The following is a 20,846-nucleotide window of genomic DNA, read 5'->3' as shown; positions in this document are numbered from 1 at the left end:
CGGCTCCTTGGCGAGGGCGGCACGGGTCGCCTCACCCTTACCCTCGGCGGGTACCTCCGGCCGCACGCCGATTCCGTATCCCCTCCGAACGGTCCAGCGCCGCCGCCCGCTACGCGGCCGCGGTCCCCGTCGCCTCCGGCGTCCGGGCCGCACGTGTCCCGGCCAGGCGCCGCAGCGGCGCATAGACGGCCACGGCGACCGCGAAGGCGACGTAGTACGCAAGATCGGCGCCATGCAGCGCGGCCGCCACCGGGCCGACGAAGAGGGTGGTGTCCATGAAGGGCACGGCGGCGGCGAACGCGGCCACGAAGGCGACGGCCGCGGGCCACCACGGCTGGGGACGCGCGAACTCGGCCGCGACATCGATCGGCGCGCCCTTGCGGGCCTTGGCCCGCTGCCGGGCGTCAACGATCACCACGCCGATGAAGCCGGGTATCCAATAGCCCACGAACAGCAGGACGTTTTGGAAGCGGGCCGTGGTGTCCGCGGAGTGCATCCACAGGACCAGCAGAAAGCCGAGCACGGCGGCCACGCCGGCGGCGAGGGGCCGGGGAATCCGTACGCCGGCCGCCTGCAGGGCCAGGGAGCCGCTGTAGTCGTTCATGGCGTTGCTGCACACCGCCGCGGCCGCGATGGCCAGCAGCCCGAAGGCGGCGAGGGCGCCGCCGCCCAGGAGGCCGTGGACGCCTGCGGCGGTCTGGTCGGTGAACAGCTTGGCGCCCCACAGCCCCAGCGTCTGGACCCAGACGTAGGAGAGCACCATGCCGAGCAGGGAAAACCAGAACATCCGGGGCTGCGAGGTCGTGCGGGGCAGGTAGCGGCTGAAGTCGGAGGCGTAGGGCGCCCACGAGATCGCCAGGCTCAGCGCGATGGTGCTGGTCAGGACGAAGGCCCCGACGCGGTCGGCGCCGTGCACGGAGCCCGCTGCGGGGAGCGGCACGCCGGACAGCAGCTTGACGCTGAGCACCAGGAAGGCGGCGCCCAGCACAAAGGTCATCCAGGTCTGGAGCTGATGCAGGGCCTCATAGCCGAAGACGCCGACGGCGCCCTGCAGCAGCAGGACCACCAGTGCACCCAGCCAGAACGGCCACCCGAGCAGCTGGGCCAGCGCCTCGCCGCCGAACAGACCGATGAGCGCGTCCCAGGCGATGGAGGAGAGCCACTGCATGATGCCGGGCAGCACCACACCGCCGCCGAAGGCCAGTCGCGACAGCGGCAGCTGGCCGGTGCCGGTCTGGCTGCCCCAGGTGCACAGATAGGCGGCCGGCAGCGCGCCGATGACCGTGCCGAGCACCATCGCGATGAGTGCGGTCCAGAAGTCCAGCCCCAGCGAAATGCCCACGGTGCCGGTGAAAACGCCGCTCATGGTGAGATTGGGCGCAAACCACACGGTGAAGAGCCGTCCGGGCCTTCCGTAGCGGTTACTTTCCGGCACGGGCTGGATACCGTGCCGTTCGACCGCCAGGTCGCCGGCTCTCGCGGGCATCCGCCCGCCGAAGGTGGACTGCTCGATGGTCATGGCTCTCCCGGGCTTCGTTTGCGGCGCTTACGGTAAGCCGAGCAGCGGAAGGACCGGGAAGGGGGCCCCTCGACCGGCCGGCCGATACGGCCGCCACCCTCCCGACCAGCGGTTTCCTTGACTGTGGTGACGAGGGAAGGGGACGCCTCGCCGACGCAATCCATCGTAGAAGGCGTTCCGCCGACCGCCTGCGTCCCCGCCTCGGGCCCGCCCCCGCCCCGCCCCGGCTGTCCCGGCCCTCCGCGGGCCGTATCGCCGCAGCTCAGATGCCGCGGGCCGGGCGTCGTCACCGTGCGGGAGGCCGACGCGACGGCCATCCGATCTTCGGATGTGCGGCCGGTTCCCTGATCCGGGCCCCGGACAGGCAGTATGGGGGCGTGACCCTCATCGATCATTTGCCGAACGACGCCGACCCCGATGCCCTCTTCGAAGCCTTTTCGGGCTGGGCCGAGCAGCAGGGCATCGCGCTCTACCCTGCCCAGGAGGAGGCGCTGATCGAGGTGGTCTCGGGTGCGAACGTCATCCTGTCCACCCCCACCGGCTCCGGGAAGAGCCTCGTGGCGGCCGGCGCGCACTTCACCGCCCTCGCCAATGACCAGGTCACCTTCTACACCGCGCCCATCAAGGCCCTGGTGTCGGAGAAGTTCTTCGATCTGTGCAAGCTGTTCGGCACCGAGAACGTCGGAATGCTGACCGGCGACGCTTCGGTCAATTCCGATGCGCCGGTCATCTGCTGCACCGCCGAGGTGCTCGCCTCCATCGCCCTGCGCGACGGCAAGCATGCCGACATCGGCCAGGTCGTCATGGACGAGTTCCACTTCTATGCCGAGGCGGACCGCGGCTGGGCCTGGCAGATTCCGCTGCTGGAACTGCCGCAGGCGCAGTTCATCCTGATGTCGGCGACGCTCGGCGACATGTCGCGGTTCGAGGAGGACCTGACCCGGCGCACCGGCAAGCCGACGTCGGTGGTGCGCTCCGCGACCCGGCCCGTGCCGCTGTCGTACGAATACCGCAGCACGCCGATGACGGAGACGCTCACCGAGCTGCTGGAGACCCGCCAGTCGCCTGTGTACATCGTGCACTTCACCCAGGCCGCCGCCGTGGAACGGGCGCAGGCGCTGATGAGCATCAATATGTGCACGCGTGCCGAGAAGGACGAGATCGCACAGCTCATCGGGAACTTCCGGTTCACCACCAAGTTCGGACAGAACCTGTCGCGCTATGTGCGGCACGGCATCGGTGTGCATCACGCCGGCATGCTGCCGAAGTACCGCCGGCTCGTGGAGAAGCTGGCCCAGGCGGGCCTGCTGAAGGTGATCTGCGGTACGGACACGCTGGGCGTCGGGGTCAATGTGCCGATTCGGACGGTGCTGTTCACCGCGCTGACGAAGTACGACGGGACCCGGGTGCGGACGCTGCGGGCCCGGGAGTTCCACCAGATCGCCGGCCGGGCGGGCCGGGCGGGGTTCGATACCGCCGGGTTCGTGGTCGCGCAGGCGCCCGAGCACGTCGTGGAGAACGAGAAGGCGCTGGCGAAGGCGGGCGACGACCCGAAGAAGCGCCGCAAGGTCGTGCGCAAGAAGGCGCCGGAGGGCTTCGTCAACTGGGGCGAGAACACCTTCGAGAAGCTCATCGCCTCCGATCCCGAGCCGCTGACCAGCCGTTTCCGGGTCACTCACGCGATGCTGCTGTCGGTGATCGCACGGCCGGGCAATGCCTTCGAGGCGATGCGCCAGCTGCTGGAGGACAATCACGAGCCGCGCCGGAACCAGCTGCGGCACATCCGTCGGGCCATCGCGATCTACCGGTCGCTGGTGGACGGCGGGATCGTCGAGCAGCTCGAGGAGCCGGATGCGGAGGGCCGGATCGTCCGGCTGACCGTCGACCTTCAGCAGGACTTCGCGCTCAACCAGCCGCTGTCCACCTTCGCGCTTGCCGCGTTCGATCTCCTCGACCCGGAGTCGCCGTCCTACGCGCTGGACATGGTCTCGGTCGTGGAGTCCACGCTGGACGACCCCCGGCAGATCCTGGCCGCGCAGCAGAACAAGGCCCGGGGCGAGGCGGTCGCCCAGATGAAGGCCGATGGCGTCGAGTACGAGGACCGCATGGAGCGGCTCATGGACGTCGAGTACCCCAAGCCGCTGGACGAGCTGCTCTCCCACGCCTACGGCCTCTACCGCCGGAGTCATCCGTGGGTGGGCGACCATCCGCTGTCGCCGAAGTCCGTCATCCGCGACATGTACGAACGCGCCATGACCTTCACGGAGTTCACGTCGTTCTACGAGCTGGCGCGCACCGAGGGGATCGTGCTGCGCTACCTGGCGAGTGCGTTCAAGGCCCTGGATCACACCGTGCCGGACGATCTGAAGTCCGAGGACTTCCAGGACATCATCGCCTGGCTGGGCGAGATGGTGCGGCAGGTGGACTCCAGCCTGCTGGACGAATGGGAGCAGCTCGCCAATCCCGAGGAAGAGACCGCGGAGCAGGCGCAGGAGCGGGCGGATCAGGTCCGGCCCGTCACGGCCAATGCCCGTGCCTTCCGGGTGCTGGTGCGCAATGCGATGTTCCGCCGGGTGGAGCTGGCGGCGCTGGACAAGGTCGAGGAGCTCGGCGAGATGGATGCCGACTCCGGCTGGGACGCGGATGCCTGGGGCGAGGCGATGGACGCCTACTGGGACGAATACGACGACCTGGGCACCGGCCCGGACGCGCGCGGCCCGAAGCTGCTGAGTATTGAGGAGGATGCCGCACACGGACTGTGGAAGGTGCGGCAGACTTTCGCCGACCCGAACGGTGACCACGACTGGGGCATCTCCGCGGAGGTGGATCTGGCCGCCTCCGACGAGGAGGGGCGTGCGGTGGTACGCGTCACCGATGTGGGGCAGCTGTGAGGAGACGGCTTCGCCCGAGGCCGTCGTGGGATGCGATGGAGGGCCGCCGGTCATGACCAATCCCGCCGAGAGGCTGGTGGATCTGCTGGATCTGGAGCAGATCGAGGTGAACATCTTCCGGGGCCGCAGTCCGCAGGAAAGCCTCCAGCGCGTCTTCGGCGGGCAGGTCGCGGGCCAGGCGCTGGTGGCGGCCGGGCGGACGACGGAAGGCGACCGCCCGGTCCACTCGCTGCACGCGTACTTCCTCCGGCCGGGCCGGCCCGGGGTGCCGATCGTGTACCAGGTCGAGCGGGTCCGCGACGGGCGGTCCTTCACCACCCGTCGCGTTGTCGCGGTCCAGCAGGGACGCACGATCTTCAATCTGACCGCCTCCTTCCATCCGCCGGAAGCCGGCTTCGATCATCAGTTGCCGATGCGCCGGGCGGTGCCCGACCCGGAGGAGCTGCCCACGGTCGCGGACGAGGTCCGCGAGCACCTGGGCGATCTGCCCGAGGCCCTGGAGCGGTTCGCCCGCAGGCAGCCGTTCGACATCCGGTATGTCGACCGGCTGCGCTGGACGCCGGACGAGATCGAGAATGCGGAGCCGCGCAGCGCGGTATGGATGCGCGCGGTGGGGCCGTTGGGTGACGATCCGCTGGTGCACACCTGCGCGCTGACCTACGCCAGCGATATGACGCTGCTGGACGCCGTCCGCATCCCGATCGAGCCGCTGTGGGGGCCCCGGGGCTTCGACATGGCCTCGCTCGACCATGCGATGTGGTTCCACCGTCCGTTCCGCGCGGACGAGTGGTTCCTCTACGACCAGGAGTCCCCGATCGCCACCGGCGGCCGGGGCCTGGCCCGCGGACGGATCTACGACCGCGACGGCAGGATGCTGGTCTCGGTCGTCCAGGAGGGACTGTTCCGAAAGCTCGGCGGCTGATTCCGCTCGGCCGCGGACTGCCGTACCACCGGGCTCCGATGCCGCCCCGGGTCTTCCTTGCGGGCGGCTTCGAGGGCCCGGGTGAGATTGACGCGGTACCACATCACCTCGTCGAACTCCTCCGCCGTCAGCACCCGTTCGAACGATTCCCGGGCGGCGACGGTCGCCGTGATCACGGAGGCGAAGACGGGCCTGAGCCGGCGGAGCAGTAGGCGCTCCTTCGGGTCTTCGACGACCGAGGCCAGTTCCTCGGGCGGCAGCACGGCGGCGATCACCGCCGCCGATTCCCAGGGATCGTCCGTCTGCCCCATGAGCTGCGCCACCCGCCGGGCACGCCACTGCCGTGGCCGCCAGTCCTGTCCGCCGTCGAGGATCACCCGCATCGCGGCCGGGGTGTTGCCCTGCAGCAACTCCGGTTCCCGGTCGGCGAATTCGGCGATCTCGGCGGCGAGATAGAGCCAGACCACCGCACCGAAGCGGTTCACATAGAACCTGACCGGACCGAAGCAGCCGGCCCGGGTCAGGCGTTGGAAGCGTCCGGGGCCGATCCGCATCAGCTCGGCCGCCTCGTTCGTGCCGACCGTGCGGATGCGCTCGCGGAGCGTGTCGGGGAAGCCTGGCTCGGCCTGGAGCCGGGCGATCTCCTGCGCCAGGACCCGGCGCCGCCCGAGCGGTCCGGCGGTGCCCGGCCGTTCCTCCGCCCCGGCCGGGACCGTCCGTACTTCACCGAGCTGGGTGGCGAGCTCGAACTCGCCGCTCCTCAGCTCCAGTTCCTGGGCGGCACGCCCCACGGCGAATGTCTGCTGCCCATCGCACATCACTGTCATGTCACTTCCCCCGCACCACAGTCGATTACTGACAGTCACGACTGTAACGGCGGGGTGCGACAGCGGGTCAACCTCCGCCTCAGGCCTGTGGATAACTTTCCGGCCGACGGACCGCGACGCCCAGATGCTCGCCCACGCGATTGACCAACAGCGTCATTTCGTAAGCGATCTGCCCCATGTCGGCGTCGGCTCCGGCCAGCACGCACAGACAGCTGCCGTCGCCCGCCGCCGTTACGAACAGCATCCCCTCGTCGAACTCGACCATGGTCTGGCGTACCCGCCCGGCCCGGAAGTGCAGCCCGGAGCCTTTCGCGAGGCTGTGCAGTCCCGAGGCGACCGCCGCCAGATGTTCGGCGTCCGCCTTTTCCAGCGCTTGGCTCGCTCCGGTCACCAGCCCGTCGTTGGAGAGCACCATTGCGTGCCGTACCTTCTCCACCCGCTTGGTCAGGTCGTCCAGCAGCCAGTCGAGTCCGCTGCTCAGTGCCATGCCGCTTCCTCCCCGTATCCCCGTCCGGTTCCTTGACCGCACGGCAGTGCGCAGTCAGTGCGCGACTGCCGTGCCAGCCTGTCCCACCTCCGGCGTCTGGGCAAGCGGGTCCCCGCACCGGCGTGCCACTTCGTGCCGGATCGCGGCGGACGGGAGGATGTCGGCATGGCACACAAGATGACCAAGGACGAGTGGCGGAATTTTCTTTCCGAGGGCACCCGCACCGGCAAGCTGTCGACCGTACGGGCCGACGGCAGCCCGCACATCGCCCCGGTGTGGTTCCTCATGGACGACGATGAGCTGGTGTTCAACACCGGGAAGGAGACGGTCAAGGGCCGCAATCTCGCCCGCGACAACAGAGTTTCGCTGTGCGTGGACGACGAGCGGCCGCCGTTCTCCTTCGTGGTCGTCCAGGGGACGGCGGAGCTCAGCGAGGATCTCACCGCTGTGCGGCACTGGGCGACCCGGATCGCGGCCCGCTACATGGGAGAGGACCGAGCGGAGGAATACGGCGCCCGCAACGGCGTACCCGGCGAACTCGTCGTGCGCGTAAAAATCGCCAAGGCCGTAGCCATCGCCGGCCTCGCCGACTGACCACGGCGACCGGGGCGACCCGGGCGACCGGGGCGACCCGGGCGACCGGGGCGACCGGGGCGACCGGGGCGACCGGGGCGACCGGCCGGCCCGCTACCCGACCGAGTGCAGCTGCCGCGCGGTGTGCCGCCGGCCGGCGTGTTCGACCAGCCGTATCAGCACTTCCTTGCCGGAGTCGCGGTCCCGCGCGTCGCACAGCACCACGGGGGTCCCACGGTCCAGGTCAAGGGCGCGGGCCACCTCGTCGGCGCCGTAGGACCGCGACTGCGCAAAGCAGTTGACGGCGACCAGGAACGGAATGGCGCGGCGCTCGAAGTAGTCCACCGCCGGGAAGCAGTCCGCCAGGCGCCGGGTGTCGGCCAGCACCACGGCGCCCAGCGCGCCGTCCGACAGGTCGTCCCACAGGAACCAGAAGCGGCCCTGGCCCGGGGTGCCGAAGAGATAGAGGGACAGGCCCTGCCTGATGGTGATGCGGCCGAAGTCCATGGCCACCGTGGTGGTGCTCTTGCCCTCCACTCCCCCGGTGTCGTCCACCGACGTGCCCGCTTCGGTGAGCCGCTCCTCGGTGCGCAGCGGACGGATCTCGCTGACCGATCCCACCAGGGTTGTCTTGCCCACTCCGAAGCCGCCCGCGACCAGGATCTTCAGGCCCAGCTCGGAGTCGGGGCCCGGGTTTGCGCCCTCCTGGGCCCCTCGTGCAACGTTCATCGGACGTCTCCTCCTGAATGCAGGTCAGGCATGTCACGGGGGTGTTCGGATGCAGGGCTCGACGGCGGAAGCCCCCGGCGGCAGAGTGCCGTCCGGAAATCCATGGCGAGGACCGTACCGCCGACTGATCGCGTTTATCTTCGATTTCAACGAAACCGTATGGAGTTCGGGCCGTTGCGTCCGGAGCGGTGCGTTCCGTCGTAGCATCCGGCCCGCCGGGGACCGGCCGTTGCGCTCTCGTGAACGGTTCCGATCCCGGAACGTCCGGCGCCCGCTGCCGGTTCCCCGCCGTGGGGGATCATCAGCTCATGACGCAGCAACAGGCGCAGGAGCAGGCCCGGGAGCAGGACGGCGGCGGTACCGATGCGCACACCCCGGCCGGCACCGTCGAGCGCAACGGCATCAATCCGGTGCCGGAGTCCGAGCGGCACGGCACGCCGCGGTCCCTGTTCTGGCCCTGGGCCGCGTCCGGGCTGTCCCTGCTGTGCATCGCGTACGGCAGCTACCTCGTGGGCCTCGGGCTCAACCCGTGGCAGGCGATCGTCTCCGGGGCCATCGGCTATGTGCTGTCGTTCATCCTGGTCGGCCTGATCTCCGTCGCCGGGACCCGCACGGGCGCGCCCACCATGGCCATCGGCCGGATCTCCTTCGGACGGCAGGGCAACAAGCTGCCCACGCTGTTCAGTTACGTCTCCAACGTCGGCTGGGAGACCGTGCTGGTCGCGCTCTCCTCACTGGGCGGGGCCGTCGTCCTGGCGCGTATCTCGCCCGGCACCTTCGCACGGGCCGACGGGACGACGCCGACCACGGCCGGGCAGGCGCTGTGCTTCGGTGTGACGGCGGTGTCGGTGGTGGTCGTCGGGATCTTCGGGCATGCGCTGATCATGCGGGTGCAGAAGTATCTGACCGCGGCGATCACCCTGATGACCGTGGTGTACCTGGTGCTGATGGCCGACCGCATCGATCCCTCCGCGCTGGGCGGCGGCACACCGGGCGATCTCGGTACGTTCATCGGAGGCGTCGTGTTCGCGATGACGCTGCTGGGGCTCGGCTGGGTCAACTGCGGCGCCGACTACAGCCGTTACCTGCCGCGGAACAGCAGCGGACGGGGCATCGCCGCCTGGACGACCCTCGGCGGGGTGCTGGCCCCCGTGGTGCTGCTGGTCTTCGGGGTGCTGCTGAACTCCGGTGACCCCAAGCTCGCACGGGCCGCGGCCGCCGACCCGGTGGGCGCGCTCGCCGCCGAGCTGCCGACCTGGTTCCTCGTGCCGTATCTGCTCACCGCCATCGGGGGCTTCGCCTCCGGGGCGATCATGGACATCTACAGCTCGGGCATGTCGATGCTGGCCCTGGGCATCCCGGTCCGGCGTCACCTCGCGGTCCTGGTGGACGGTGTACTGATGGCCGGCGGCGGCTGGTACGTCCTGTTCGTCTCGCCCAGCTTCTTCGCCACGTTCCAGGCGTTCCTGTCCATCATCGGGGTGGCGATGGCCGCCTGGACGGCGGTCTTCCTGGTGGAGCAGTGGCGCCGCCGCCGGTCGGGGTTCGATCTTGCGTCCGTACGGACCCTGGGATGGCCCGCGGTGCTCTCGCTCGCCCTGGCCACCGCCGTCGGCCTCGGCCTGATCACCTCCGCCGATCCGCACCTCGCCAAGGCCGTGGGCTTCCTGCTCAGCGACGGCGCCGCGCATGGCACCCTGGGCGCCATGAACCTCGGCGTCGTGGTGGCGTTGTTCGTCGCGGGCGCCTTGTACGCCGTCACCGCCCCTCTGGCCGACCGTGCCGCCCCCGAAGGAGACCGATGACCGACCACCATGCCGACCGGCCGCACGAGGTCCGTGCCTTCTTCGGGCCGCGCGCCGCGGACTGGGACACGAAGTTCCCCGACGACGGGCCCGCCTATGCCGCGGGCGTCGCCGAGCTGGGCCTCCAGGAGGGCGACCGGGTCCTGGACGCCGGCTGCGGTACGGGGCGCGCCCTGCCCGCGCTACGGGCGGCCGTGGGACCGCGCGGGACGGTGCTGGGAGCGGATCTCACCCCGGAGATGCTGCGGCAGGCCGTACGGGCCGGACGGGACCGTTTCGCGGGACTGCTGCTCGCCGATGTCACCCGGCTTCCGCTGCCCGACGGGGCGCTGGACGCCGTCTTCGCCGCCGGTCTCGTCTCGCATCTGCCGGACTCTGCGGGCGGCCTCGCCGAACTGGCCAGGACCGTACGCCCCGGTGGCCGACTGGCCCTCTTCCATCCCCTCGGCCGGGCGGCGCTCGCCGCGCGCAAGGGCCGCCCGATCACCCCCGGCGACCTGAGGGCGGAGCCGAATCTGCGGCCCCTCCTGGCAGGCAGCGGCTGGGACCTCGTCCAGTACCTGGATGAGGACGCCCGCTATCTGGCGCTCGCGGTGCGCCAGGGGTGACGCGCGACGCCCCTCACCGGGGCGCCGGGTCCTCGGTATGCGGGACGGGGCAGCCGCCCGCTCCTCGCGCGGCGGGGAAGGTGCCGAGTTCGGCGATCCGGAACCCGTTGGGATAGCCCTTGATCTCGGGGTTCTGTCGGGCGTAGTGCGGCTTGCGGCGGGGTGGGAGCAGCCGTACGGCCCCGGCGCGCAGCTTGAGCGCACCGCGGACCGCCTTCTGGACGGCCGGTCGGGGCCGCGGGTAGCGGAAGGCGGTCAGCAGGGCGTCGTCCAGGAGGGCCATGCTCGCGCCGCGCACCACCGGGGCGAGCGGGCCGTACCAGCCCGCCATCAGGTCCAATGTGGCGTCCGATACCCGCCGGGCCCCTTCGTCCCAGCCGAAGTGCGCGTCCTCGTAGGCATCCAGACAGCGCTCGAAATCCTCGAAGGTCTCCGGGATTCCGGTGATCCCCATATGGCGGCCGAGGGTGCGGTAATAGGCCGCTATGGCGCGCGTCTCGTGCCGGCTCAGCCGGCGCCAGCCGTACTGGTCGATCCAGCGTTTGGGCACCACCACGAAGGTGCACAGGACATACCGCATATCGTCGTTGCCGATGTCGTAGCTGCGGTGCATCTGGTTCATCCGGCGGATCGCCGTCCGGCCGTCCGTCGCGTCGAAGCCGTGCTCCAGGACGGCGTCCAGAAGGAGGGCGGTGTCGTCGTAGCGTTTTTGCGTACGGTCCGTCAGTTCCGCGGTCTCGGCCAGCAGTCGGCCGATGCTGGGCACGGCATAGGTGCGGTAGAGCGCCAATTCCAGGGCCCTGGTCATGTCCCAGGGGAATTCATGGGTCGCGGTGATGCGGTAGATCTGCAGGAAATCCCGTTCCGGGTCGAGCCGCCGGATCTCCTTCAGCCAGTCGTAACGGCGCACCTGATGTCCGTCCCTTCGTCCGCCGAAGTTCCCTCGTCCGCAGAAGTTCCCATTTTATGCGCCTCGGGCATACTTCAACGACGGTGCAGGGCGGCGGATCGGGAGTGGCAATGGCCGGATTCATACGCGACATCCCCCGGAGATTCCGCGGCGTCAGACCCGCGCACCCGGAGCGGGCGCACAACCTCTTCGAGGCGGCGGCGGAGCATGTGGCGGCGGGCGCCGAGAACGACGAGGAGCGGGGCGCGCAGGCCGCCGCCTGGGTGTCGCCGGAGGCTCTGGCCTTCGGGGTCAACGAGCTGGCCTGCCGGGCGGTGATCGCGCTGGCGCGGGAGCGTCAGCAGCCGCCGCTGAGGGTCGCCCGCGAGCTGCTCGGCCTGCCGGTGGCGCCGTAACGGTCCGTCAACGCCGGGTCCGGCACGGACAGTGCCTGCTCGACCGGCATTCCGGTGCGCTCGGCGAGGGCCAGCCGCTCCCGGACCTCGCGCGGGGTACGCGGGCGGTAGCCGGGTCCCGTACCGCAGCAGCCGCCGTGGAAGGTCAGCCCGGCGCGCAGTACGGCCGCCAGCGCGCGCCAGCCGGCGGTGTCGCGCTTTCTGGGGACCGCCAGGTCGGCACCGGCATTGATCAGCTCGGCGCGGCACTGCGGGCAGGGGCCCGGCGGCTGCGAGGTGGCCGGCCTCTTGTAGGCGACCCGGCAGCCCAGGCACACGACGTGCGTCCCACTGCTGTAGATACACATGTGTGCAGCGTACGGCGGGTGACAAGCCCCAGCTCATCCAATTAAGGTGCGCCGATGGATTCCGGATCGGTTCCGGATCGAGTCCGGATGGATCGGAAAGGGAGGCCCCGCGTGCCCACGACCGAGAGCACTGACAGCGCCGGCGACCAGCTGTTCGTGCTGACGGCGGTGCTGTTGACTCCTGCGCAGTTCCCGAGCGTGCTCGGCGACGACTACCCCGAGGTGTGTGCCGGCCTCGGGCTCGAACCCTATGCCGAGGGCTACGGGCTGGTCCTCGGGCAGGACGGCAACGGCGCGCGCTGGACCGTGGCGACGGAGGACGTGTCGTTGGTGGCCTGCGCGATCGCGGCCTGGGACTGCGGCATGGAGTACGACCTCTCGCCCGGCGAGAGCAGCATCGTCGGGGCGCTGCCCGGCTGGCCCCTCGCCCTTGCCGTGTCGGCTCCCGAGGTGTCCGCGCCGCACGACCCCACGCCGCAGGAGGGAGATCCGGCGCCGCTCTCCCCGCCGGACGCCGAGGGCTGGGGCCCCGCCCAGCGGCGGCTCGGCGCGGACGAGATCGCGCTGCAGTGGGCGTCGTGGCGCGAGCAGGTGGACGACGAGGAGGCCTTCGCGGAGCCGGGCGAAGGGCGGCACGAGGGCGTACGCCGGGTGCTGGAGGAGGCGCGCGGGTATCTGACGCAGCCACCGCCGCCCGGCCGCGTGCGGTCGTCGTTCGCGGCGGGCGAGGCGCGCACGCTGCGGGTGGACGGGCCGGGCTGGAGCATGGTGGCCCGCACCGACGACATCGCGTTCGTGCTCCTGGACGAGGAGCCCGGCGAGGTACATCCGGTGGGCCGGGGGCCCGAACTTCCGGGGCTGCTGTCGTCGTTGGACGCGCTGGCGGTGCGGCCTTCCTGAGGCCCGGTGGCCGAGGGGCCCGGGGCGGTCCGGCACCGGCGCGAGACCTCACCGGCCCCGTCCGGGCCACCGCGCCCCGGCCCCGCCCCTCAGCGCCCCATTTCCTTACGCCTCAGCGCCCGATTTCCTTACGGGTGACCCGGCGCAGCCGACGCCGCTGCGAGGAATCGAGCGTCAGATAGGCGACGGCCGGCACCCCGATCATCACCAAGAGGGCCGCCCAGAAGGGCAGCAGCCACAGCAGGATCACTCCCACCGCGATGCCGCCGACCGCGACCTTCGCCTGTGTGGACATCCTTCACGTCCCTTCCGCGGCCCGCGCCGCGCTCTGTGTATTCCATTGAACGCCGGATCCGCTTCACAGGTTCCATCGAATGCCGTTCGGTCCTGTACCCTCGGGCGCTGCAGTCGCCAGTAGTCAAACTTGAGGAGTTCTCGACCCAGTGGCATTCCTCCCCGCGGTCCCGGCCGCGCATCTCACCGAGCTCACCCGCTGCGCGGCGGTCTTTCTGCCCGGCGATCCGCCCCGTGCCGGACGGGTCGCGTTCTGGCGGCCCGACGGCGAGCCCATCGCGGCCGCCGCCGTCGCCGACGGCGGCAACAACGGCAGCGGCAGCAGCGGCTACGGAGCCACGGTGGAAGAGCTCGACGTCGCTCTGCCGGACGACGACGGCGGGGTGTACGTGTCCGCCGTCCCCGCCGTGCTCCTGCCCGTGGCCGCGGCGCTGCCCGTCCTGACCCGTGCCCGTGCCACCCGCGGCGCCGATCCGGCCGCCGCCTTCTGGGGTGCCGCCTGCGTACTGGCGCTGCAGCTGGCCGCCCGCGGCCGGTTGCTGCCCGGAGTGAGCCCCGCCGAACACGACGCCTGGCGGCTGGGCCCGCTGGATCCGGCCGACATCGCACGGCTGCGTGACCTCGCCGCCGCCATGCCGCCGTACGCGCACGCCTCGCCCCTCCCGGACACCGACCCGCTCGAACTGCCCGAGCCGGAGCGTCATCTGCGGGCCTTCCTCGACGCGGTCGCCGACGGCCTCCCGCGGTCCCCCGCCGCGGTATCGGCCGCCGGCGGGCCGGCCTTCGCGGCGCCCGCACCGCAGCGCATCCCCGAGCAGCGCCCCTGGGCCGCGGACGTCGCAGCGGGCCATGACGCAGGCGTACGGATCTCGCTGCGGGTCGAGGTACACGGGAGGGACACGGCGGACCGGCCGTCCTTCACCGCCGTGCTCCAGCTGCACGGCCTGACCGATCCGACACTGGTCGCGGAGGCCGCCGAGGTGTGGGCCGGGGCGTCCTCGGCGGGGCGGGCGTTCGGGCCGCGGGCCCGGATGGACACCCTGCTCGCGCTGCGGCGGGCGGCCGGTGCCTGGCCGGCGCTCACCCCGCTGCTGTCCGCCGCGGTGCCGGACGCGCTGCCGCTGGCCGACGAGGAGATCGCCGAGCTGCTCGGCCCGGCCGGGCGCGCGCTGGCCGCCGCCGGCGTGCGGGTCCACTGGCCGAAGGAGCTGGCGCGGGAGTTGACCGGCCGGGTGGTGGTGGGATCGCCCGACCCCGTGGACGGGACCGCGTCCGGCCTGCCCTCGTTGCTGTCCGCCGATGCGCTGCTCTCGTTCAGCTGGCGTTTCGCGGTGGGCGACCAAGAGATCGACAAGGCGGAGCTGGAGCGGCTCGCGGAGGCCGGCCGGCCGCTGGTGCGGCTGCGCGACCAGTGGGTGCTCATCGACCCTGAGGAGCTGCGGGCCGCCCGCGACCACCAGGACCGCAAGGTCACACCGCTGGACGCGCTCGGCGCCGCGCTCACCGGCACCACGGAGGACAACACCGGCCGCCGGGTGAGCGTCACGGCGTCCGGCCCGCTGGCCGAGCTGCGCGACCGGCTCGCCGATCCGGAGCGCACGGATGCCGCGCCGCTCCGGCAGCCCGCCGCGCTCGCCGCGACGCTGCGCGACTACCAGCTGCGCGGCCTCGGCTGGCTGGACCGGATGACCTCGCTGGGGCTGGGCTGCACCCTCGCCGACGATATGGGGCTGGGCAAGACCATCACCCTCATCTCGCTCCATCTGCACCGGCAGACCCACCCCTCCTCGGCGGGTCCCACACTCGTCGTCTGCCCCACCTCCCTCATGGGCAACTGGCAGCGGGAGATCGAGAAGTTCGCGCCGGGCACGCCCGTGCGCCGCTTCCATGCCGCGCGGCGCAGCCTGTCGGACCTGGCCGACGGCGAGTTCGTGCTCACCACCTACGGCACGATGCGGCTCGATGCCGGGAAGCTGGCGGAGGTGGACTGGGGGCTGGTCGTGGCCGATGAGGCGCAGCACATCAAGAATCCGTTCTCCGCGACCGCAAAGGCGCTGCGCACCCTCCCCGCCAAGGCCCGGGTCGCGCTGACCGGCACCCCGGTGGAGAACGATCTGTCGGAGCTGTGGGCGATCCTGGACTGGACGACCCCCGGGCTGCTGGGGCCCCTGGGCCGGTTCCGTACGCGCTATGCGCAGGTCATCGAGGGCGGCTCCGCGGCGTCCGCGGAGGCGGGCCGGGCGGCCGAGCGGCTGTCCCGGCTGGTGCGGCCGTTCCTGCTGCGCCGCCGCAAGTCCGATCCGGGGATCGCTCCGGAGCTGCCGCCCAAGACCGAGACGGACCGGGCGGTGGCGCTGACCAGGGAGCAGGCCGGGCTGTACGAGGCCGTGGTGCGCGAGGGGCTCAGCGATATCGCCGGGACGGACGGGTTCGCGCGGCGGGGGCTGGTGGTCAAGCTGCTCACCTCGCTCAAGCAGATCTGCAATCACCCCGCGCAGTATCTGAAGGAAGCCGAGGCGGACGGCGGCCGGGCGGGGAACTCGCCGCGGATCGCCGGACGTTCAGGCAAGGTGGAGCTGCTGGACGAGCTGCTGGACAGCATCCTCGCGGAGGGCGCGAGCGTGCTGGTGTTCACGCAGTATGTCCAGATGGCCCGGCTGCTGGAGCGGCATCTGGCGACGCGTGGGCTGCCCACCCAGTTCCTGCACGGCGGGACGCCGGTCGCGCGGCGCGAGGAGATGGTGCGGCGGTTCCAGGAGGGTGCGGCGCCGGTGTTCCTGCTGTCGCTGAAGGCGGCCGGTACGGGCCTGAACCTCACCCGGGCCGCGCATGTGGTGCACTTCGACCGCTGGTGGAACCCAGCCGTCGAGGCGCAGGCCACGGACCGCGCTTACCGCATCGGGCAGACCCAGCCGGTGCAGGTCCACCGGATGATCACGGAGGGCACGATCGAGGACCGGATCGCCGAAATGCTCTCCCGTAAGCAGCAGTTGGCGGATGCGGTGCTGGGGTCGGGCGAGGCGGCGCTGACCGAGCTCAGCGACGCCGAGCTGGCGGACCTGGTCACCTTGCGAGGGAGCGAGCGATGAGCACACCGGACGAGAGGGACGCACCCGGCGGGATGGACACACCGGACGAGGGGAACGCCCCCGGACGGACGGACGAGCCCGAGCGGACCTTCGCGGCGCTGCCGGCGGCGCGCGGCGGGGCGTTCGCGCGGAGCTGGTGGGGGCAGGCGTGGCTCAAGGCGCTGGAGGACACCGCGCTGGACAACGGGCAGCTGAAGCTGGGCCGGCGGCATGCGCGGGCCGGCGCGGTCGGCGCGGTCTCGGTGCGGCCGGGCCGGATCACCGCCGTCGTACAGGACCGCGACCACACCCCGCACCGCGCCGATGTGCTGTGGCAGCAGCTGAGCCCGGCGGACTGGGACCCCTTCCTGGACATGGTCGCGGACCGGGCCGGGCACATCGCGGCGCTGCTGGACCGTGACATGCCGCCGGTCCTGGTCGAGGACGCGGCCGCCGCGGGCATCGAACTCCTGCCGGGCATCGGCGACCTGGAGCCGGAATGCAGCTGCGGGGCCTGGGATCACTGCGCGCATTCGGCGGCGCTGTGCTATCAGGTGGCGCGGTTGCTGGACGAGGACCCGTTCGTCCTGCTGCTGTTGCGCGGCCGGGGCGAGCGGGAGCTGCTGGCGGAGCTGACGGCGCGCAGTGCGTCGCGGGGCGAGGCGCCGGCGGCCGGGGAGACCGGGCCCGCCATGGGCGTATCGGCCGCCGAGGCGTATGCGGCGCGCGACATCCTGCCGCCGCTGCCCGCGCCGCCACCCGCTGTCGAGGCCCCGGGCCGCGCGCCGGTGCTCGGTGGCGGCACCCCGCCCGCGCCCGGAGTGGAGGTGGCCGCCCTGGAGTTCCTGATAGCCGACGCCGCGGCCCGTGCCCAGCTGCTGCTGGCGGAGGCGCTCGCCACCTGGCACGCGGACAGCCCGCCGGCGCCCGCGCCGACGCCCGCCCAGGATGCGGTGCGGCTGGCGGCGGCCGGTCCCGGGGAGCGGATATCCGCGCGCCTGGCGGCCGGTTCCGGACGCAGCGTGCGGGGGCTGGCGCTGGCCGTACGGGCCTGGCAGCTGGGCGGTACGGCCGCGCTCGCGGTCCTGGAGGAGGAGTGGTCGCCGGGGCCGGAGGCGCTGGCACGGGCGACCGACCGGCTCGCGGCCGCCTGGGAGGACGACGAGGCCCGGCCCCGGCTGCGGGCCACCGGCAATCGCTGGACGGTGGTCGGCGGCGACGCCCAGCTGCGCTACGGGCGGGACGGCCGCTGGTGGCCGTACCGCAAGGAAGACGGGCAGTGGGTACCCGCGGGTCCGGCCACGGACGATCCGGCGGGCGCGCTGGCGGGGTTGTCGACGGACGGGTGAGGGCGGGGCGGGCCGCCGGACCGGCGGCCCGTCACCGGACCGGCCTGGCCCAATCCGCCCCATCCTGCTGCGCCGTGCCTCCGGTCGTGATTCGCTGAACCGATCCCCCACCGCCAGGCAAGTCGCCCGCAGCAGGAGGACCAGTGACCGGTACTTCGCAGCACGCGCCGCAGCAGACGCCGTACGGACAGCCGCCAGGGACCGCCGACACGACGGACCGCGCACCGCACCCCACCGGACGCGAGGACCGCCTCCCCCCGTATTACGAAGACCGCTCGCCGGGCAGCGGGGCGCTGCCGCCGCGCGCCTGGTACGCGAGATCGGATGCCGCCCGGATCTCGTTGCACGGCACCTGGCGGTTCCGGCTGTCGGCGAGCGCCGGCGCCGAGGACGACGCGTTCGCCCGGCCGGACTTCGACGATGCCCAGTGGCAGGATCTGCGGGTGCCCGGCACCTGGGCGCTCAAGGGGTTCGGCGCGCCCGCCTACACCAACACCGCCTACCCCTTTCCGGTCGATCCGCCGCGGGTGCCGGACGAGAATCCGACCGGCGACCACCGCCATGTCTTCGATCTGCCGGAGGGCTGGGGCGAGGGGCCCGCGGTACTGCACTTCGCCGGCGTGGAGTCCTGCGCCCGGGTCTGGCTCAACGGTCAGGAGCTGGGGCATTTCAAGGGCAGCCGGCTGCCGCACGAGTTCGAGATCGGGCATCTGCTGCGGCCGCACCGCAACGTCCTGGCGGTGCGCGTCCACCAGTGGTCGTCGGGCAGCTATCTGGAGGACCAGGACCAGTGGTGGCTGCCCGGCATCTTCCGCAACGTCTCGGTGCATCGCCGCCCCCGGGGCTCGGTCGCCGACCACTTCGTACACGCCGATTTCGATCACGAAACGGGCAACGGCACGCTCCGCGTGGAGTGCGCGCCCGCCGGCCGGGTGACCGTCCCGCAGCTCGGGCTCGACCTGGCGACCGGGGAGAGCGCGACGGTGCCGGTGCGCCCCTGGACGGCCGAGCGGCCGCACCTCTACGACGGCGAGCTGGTCACCCCGGGCGAGCGGATCCCGCTGCGGATCGGCTTCCGTACCGTCCGCGTCGAGAACGGCCTGCTGAAGGTCAACGGCCGCCGCATCCTGCTGCGGGGCGTCAACCGCCATGAGTTCCATCCGCGCTACGGGCGGACCATGGGCCCGGAGGCGATGCGCCGCGACCTGGTGCTGATGAAGCGTCACAACGTCAACGCGGTCCGCACCAGCCACTATCCGCCGCACCCCGCCTTCCTCGACCTCTGCGACGAGCTGGGCCTGTGGGTCATCGACGAATGCGATCTGGAGACGCACGGTTTCGGCCAGCAGGGCTGGCGGGACAATCCGGTCGACGACGAGCGCTGGCAGCCGGCGCTGCTGGACCGGGCCCGGCGGATGGTCGAGCGGGACAAGAACCACCCCGCCATCGTGCTGTGGTCGCTGGGCAACGAGTGCGGCACGGGCCGCGGGCTGTCCGCGATGGCCGCCTGGATGCGCGAGCGCGATCCGTCCCGGCCGCTGCACTACGAGGGCGACCGCAGCTGCGCCGACACCGATGTGTACTCCCGGATGTACGCCGATCATGCCGAGGTGGAGCGCATCGGCCGGCGTACCGAGGAGCCGCTGCCCGACCCCGAGCTGGACGCCCGCCGCCGCCGACTGCCCTTCATCCTCTGCGAGTACGCGCATGCGATGGGCAACGGTCCGGGCGGACTGAGCGAGTACCAGCGGCTGTTCGAGCGGTATGAGCGCTGTCAGGGCGGGTTCGTCTGGGAGTGGATCGACCACGGGCTGCGGCAGCTGACGCCCGACGGCGAGGTGTTCCACGCCTACGGCGGCGACTTCGGCGAGGAGCTGCACGACGGCAACTTCGTCTGCGACGGGCTGGTCTTTCCCGACCGGACGCCCTCGCCCGGCCTGGTGGAGTTCAAGAAGGTCATCGAGCCGGTACGGATCGAGGGCGTACCGGGTGGCCGCGGCGGAGCGGGCCGGGTCCGGATCACCAATCTCCATGACTTCGCCGGTCTCGGACACCTCGCATTCCGCTGGCGGTACGAGGTGGCGGGCGAAGCGCGCGGCCACGGCCGGCTCGAGGTGCCGCCGCTGGAGCCCGGCGAGTCGGCCGAGGTGGAGCTGACGGCGCCGCCGGTGGCGGACGACGACACCGGGGAGGCCTGGTGGACGGTCCAGGCGGTCCTCGCCGAGGACACCCCCTGGGCGGACACCGGCCACGAGGTCGCCTGGGGCCAGCTGCCCGCCCCCGTACTCCCGCGGGCCGCCTGCCCGCCGGCCGACCGGGTCCGCGCGGCCCCGCGCCGCGGCGAGGGCAATGTGATCGTCTTCGGTCCGGGCACCTTCGACGCCACCACCGGGACGCTCCGCTATCTGGACGGCGTGGAGCTCATCGGCCCGCGCCTGGACGTGTGGCGGGCACCGACCGACAACGACGAGGGCGCGGCCTGGCATCCGGGACCGCATCCGGCCACCGAGTGGCGGCGGATCGGCCTGCACCGGATGCGGCATCGCACCGACGCCGTCGAGGCCGGGCCCGACGCCCTGGTGGTGCACAGCCGCGTCGCCCCGGCCGCCACGGCTCTGGCGCTGCGCACCGTCTACCGCTGGACGGCCGCACACGATCTGCTGCGCCTGGAGGTGGCCGTCGAACCGGAGGGCGACTGGCCCGGCCCGCTGCCGCGGCTCGGGGTGCGGATGGCGGTGTGCGGGAGCCTGCGGCGGGCGGAGTGGTTCGGCGGCGGGCCCGGCGAGGGCTACCCCGACACCCGGGCCGCGGCGCGGGTGGGCCGCTGGTCGATGCCGGTGGACGCGCTGCAGACGCCGTACGTCCGGCCGCAGGAGAACGGCGCGCGGCCCGATGTGCGCTGGGCGCAGCTGACCGGCAGCAACGGCTCGGGCCTGCGGATCGAGGGCGACCCGCATTTCTACTTCACCGCCCGCCGCTGGCCGGTGGAGGAGCTGACCGCGGCCCGGCACACCACCGATCTCACGCCCGGCGACCGGCTGTGGCTGCATCTCGACCATGCGCAGCACGGCATCGGCAGCAAGTCATGCGGGCCGGGCGTGCTGCCGCAGTACCGGCTGGAGGTGGCGCCGGCGCGGTTCTCCTTCGTCTTCTCGTCGCTGGCCTGAGGCCGCCCGCACGCCCGGCGTTACGATCCGGGGAGAGGCCGCGTGGCGGCACAAC

General features: G+C 72.0%; 17 protein-coding genes. 10 read left to right on the top strand and 7 right to left on the bottom strand.

Annotation, left to right across the window (positions count from 1 at the left end):
* Positions 1–109: 109 nt before the first annotated feature.
* On the bottom strand, positions 110–1,519 hold the full coding sequence (locus AC5677_RS33955) for a purine-cytosine permease family protein (RefSeq protein WP_497191713.1): 1,410 nt from the start codon (positions 1,517–1,519) through the stop codon (positions 110–112).
* A gap of 377 nt (positions 1,520–1,896) precedes the next feature.
* Here AC5677_RS33955 and AC5677_RS33950 point away from each other — a divergent pair, with 377 nt between their 5' ends.
* Together AC5677_RS33950 and AC5677_RS33945 are read left to right on the top strand one after the other, a co-directional pair.
* Positions 1,897–4,410, top strand: a complete 2,514-nt coding sequence (locus AC5677_RS33950; protein ID WP_497191712.1) for a DEAD/DEAH box helicase — start codon at positions 1,897–1,899, stop codon at positions 4,408–4,410.
* A 52-nt stretch (positions 4,411–4,462) separates the two neighbouring features.
* A complete protein-coding gene (locus AC5677_RS33945) occupies positions 4,463–5,332 on the top strand; it encodes an acyl-CoA thioesterase (protein ID WP_497191711.1) in 870 nt (289 codons plus the stop codon).
* On the opposite strand, the gene AC5677_RS33940 is transcribed toward AC5677_RS33945, so the two are convergent.
* On the bottom strand, positions 5,263–6,159 hold the full coding sequence (locus tag AC5677_RS33940) for a DUF6397 family protein (RefSeq protein ID WP_497191710.1): 897 nt from the start codon (positions 6,157–6,159) through the stop codon (positions 5,263–5,265). The two genes, AC5677_RS33945 and AC5677_RS33940, sit on opposite strands and share 70 nt — an antisense overlap.
* 79 nt (positions 6,160–6,238) lie before the next feature.
* Positions 6,239–6,646 (bottom strand): roadblock/LC7 domain-containing protein, encoded by a 408-nt coding sequence (locus AC5677_RS33935; RefSeq protein WP_497191709.1) that lies wholly within the window; start codon positions 6,644–6,646, stop codon positions 6,239–6,241.
* 165 nt (positions 6,647–6,811) lie between these two features.
* Here AC5677_RS33935 and AC5677_RS33930 point away from each other — a divergent pair, with 165 nt between their 5' ends.
* Positions 6,812–7,240: a PPOX class F420-dependent oxidoreductase gene (locus AC5677_RS33930; RefSeq protein WP_497191708.1), complete on the top strand. Its 429-nt coding sequence runs from the start codon at positions 6,812–6,814 to the stop codon at positions 7,238–7,240.
* 93 nt (positions 7,241–7,333) lie between these two features.
* On the opposite strand, the gene AC5677_RS33925 is transcribed toward AC5677_RS33930, so the two are convergent.
* Positions 7,334–7,948 (bottom strand): GTP-binding protein, encoded by a 615-nt coding sequence (locus tag AC5677_RS33925; protein ID WP_497191707.1) that lies wholly within the window; start codon positions 7,946–7,948, stop codon positions 7,334–7,336.
* Between the two features lie 308 nt (positions 7,949–8,256).
* Between AC5677_RS33925 and AC5677_RS33920 the strand changes: the two genes are divergently transcribed.
* Positions 8,257–9,753: a purine-cytosine permease family protein gene (locus AC5677_RS33920; protein WP_497191706.1), complete on the top strand. Its 1,497-nt coding sequence runs from the start codon at positions 8,257–8,259 to the stop codon at positions 9,751–9,753.
* Entirely contained in the window at positions 9,750–10,361 is a 612-nt protein-coding gene (locus AC5677_RS33915) for a class I SAM-dependent methyltransferase (protein ID WP_497191705.1), read from the top strand. The genes AC5677_RS33920 and AC5677_RS33915 overlap by 4 nt, the downstream gene beginning before the upstream one ends.
* Before the next feature lie 13 nt (positions 10,362–10,374).
* On the opposite strand, the gene AC5677_RS33910 is transcribed toward AC5677_RS33915, so the two are convergent.
* Complete coding sequence (locus tag AC5677_RS33910; RefSeq protein WP_497191704.1) at positions 10,375–11,271, bottom strand: oxygenase MpaB family protein; 897 nt, start codon at positions 11,269–11,271, stop codon at positions 10,375–10,377.
* Between the two features lie 110 nt (positions 11,272–11,381).
* Here AC5677_RS33910 and AC5677_RS33905 point away from each other — a divergent pair, with 110 nt between their 5' ends.
* Complete coding sequence (locus AC5677_RS33905; protein ID WP_497191703.1) at positions 11,382–11,666, top strand: hypothetical protein; 285 nt, start codon at positions 11,382–11,384, stop codon at positions 11,664–11,666.
* On the opposite strand, the gene AC5677_RS33900 is transcribed toward AC5677_RS33905, so the two are convergent.
* Complete coding sequence (locus tag AC5677_RS33900) at positions 11,609–12,013, bottom strand: hypothetical protein (RefSeq protein WP_497191702.1); 405 nt, start codon at positions 12,011–12,013, stop codon at positions 11,609–11,611. The genes AC5677_RS33905 and AC5677_RS33900 overlap by 58 nt on opposite strands.
* Before the next feature lie 111 nt (positions 12,014–12,124).
* Here AC5677_RS33900 and AC5677_RS33895 point away from each other — a divergent pair, with 111 nt between their 5' ends.
* Positions 12,125–12,913, top strand: a complete 789-nt coding sequence (locus AC5677_RS33895; RefSeq protein ID WP_497191701.1) for a hypothetical protein — start codon at positions 12,125–12,127, stop codon at positions 12,911–12,913.
* A 112-nt stretch (positions 12,914–13,025) separates the two neighbouring features.
* Here the strand turns inward: AC5677_RS33895 and AC5677_RS33890 are convergent, their stop codons facing one another.
* A complete protein-coding gene (locus tag AC5677_RS33890; RefSeq protein WP_403498165.1) occupies positions 13,026–13,208 on the bottom strand; it encodes a tail-anchor membrane protein in 183 nt (60 codons plus the stop codon).
* A gap of 148 nt (positions 13,209–13,356) precedes the next feature.
* Between AC5677_RS33890 and AC5677_RS33885 the strand changes: the two genes are divergently transcribed.
* The 3 genes from AC5677_RS33885 to AC5677_RS33875 all read left to right on the top strand — a co-directional run bounded on the left by AC5677_RS33885 (position 13,357) and on the right by AC5677_RS33875 (position 20,791).
* A complete protein-coding gene (locus tag AC5677_RS33885; RefSeq protein ID WP_497191700.1) occupies positions 13,357–16,296 on the top strand; it encodes an SCO1167/SCO6262 family helicase in 2,940 nt (979 codons plus the stop codon).
* A gap of 32 nt (positions 16,297–16,328) precedes the next feature.
* Positions 16,329–17,624: an SWIM zinc finger family protein gene (locus AC5677_RS33880; protein WP_497196857.1), complete on the top strand. Its 1,296-nt coding sequence runs from the start codon at positions 16,329–16,331 to the stop codon at positions 17,622–17,624.
* A gap of 143 nt (positions 17,625–17,767) precedes the next feature.
* Positions 17,768–20,791 (top strand): glycoside hydrolase family 2 TIM barrel-domain containing protein, encoded by a 3,024-nt coding sequence (locus AC5677_RS33875; RefSeq protein ID WP_497191699.1) that lies wholly within the window; start codon positions 17,768–17,770, stop codon positions 20,789–20,791.
* The last annotated feature ends 55 nt before the right edge of the window (positions 20,792–20,846 follow it).

Source organism: Streptomyces sp. JLSY215 (assembly GCF_059682825.1).
Note: the sequence above shows the minus strand (reverse complement) of the source record. Positions and strands in the feature narration are given on the sequence as shown.

What these genes read in the sequence shown, in the direction of transcription:
- AC5677_RS33955 (WP_497191713.1), bottom strand. Translation starts at nt 1,519, where the DNA reads ATGACCATCGAGCAGTCCACCTTCGGCGGGCGGATGCCCGCGAGAGCC.
- AC5677_RS33945 (WP_497191711.1), top strand. Translation starts at nt 4,463, where the DNA reads ATGACCAATCCCGCCGAGAGGCTGGTGGATCTGCTGGATCTGGAGCAG.
- AC5677_RS33940 (WP_497191710.1), bottom strand. Translation starts at nt 6,159, where the DNA reads ATGACAGTGATGTGCGATGGGCAGCAGACATTCGCCGTGGGGCGTGCC.
- AC5677_RS33935 (WP_497191709.1), bottom strand. Translation starts at nt 6,646, where the DNA reads ATGGCACTGAGCAGCGGACTCGACTGGCTGCTGGACGACCTGACCAAG.
- AC5677_RS33930 (WP_497191708.1), top strand. Translation starts at nt 6,812, where the DNA reads ATGGCACACAAGATGACCAAGGACGAGTGGCGGAATTTTCTTTCCGAG.
- AC5677_RS33925 (WP_497191707.1), bottom strand. Translation starts at nt 7,948, where the DNA reads ATGAACGTTGCACGAGGGGCCCAGGAGGGCGCAAACCCGGGCCCCGAC.
- AC5677_RS33920 (WP_497191706.1), top strand. Translation starts at nt 8,257, where the DNA reads ATGACGCAGCAACAGGCGCAGGAGCAGGCCCGGGAGCAGGACGGCGGC.
- AC5677_RS33915 (WP_497191705.1), top strand. Translation starts at nt 9,750, where the DNA reads ATGACCGACCACCATGCCGACCGGCCGCACGAGGTCCGTGCCTTCTTC.
- AC5677_RS33905 (WP_497191703.1), top strand. Translation starts at nt 11,382, where the DNA reads ATGGCCGGATTCATACGCGACATCCCCCGGAGATTCCGCGGCGTCAGA.
- AC5677_RS33900 (WP_497191702.1), bottom strand. Translation starts at nt 12,013, where the DNA reads ATGTGTATCTACAGCAGTGGGACGCACGTCGTGTGCCTGGGCTGCCGG.
- AC5677_RS33890 (WP_403498165.1), bottom strand. Translation starts at nt 13,208, where the DNA reads ATGTCCACACAGGCGAAGGTCGCGGTCGGCGGCATCGCGGTGGGAGTG.
- AC5677_RS33880 (WP_497196857.1), top strand. Translation starts at nt 16,329, where the DNA reads ATGGACACACCGGACGAGGGGAACGCCCCCGGACGGACGGACGAGCCC.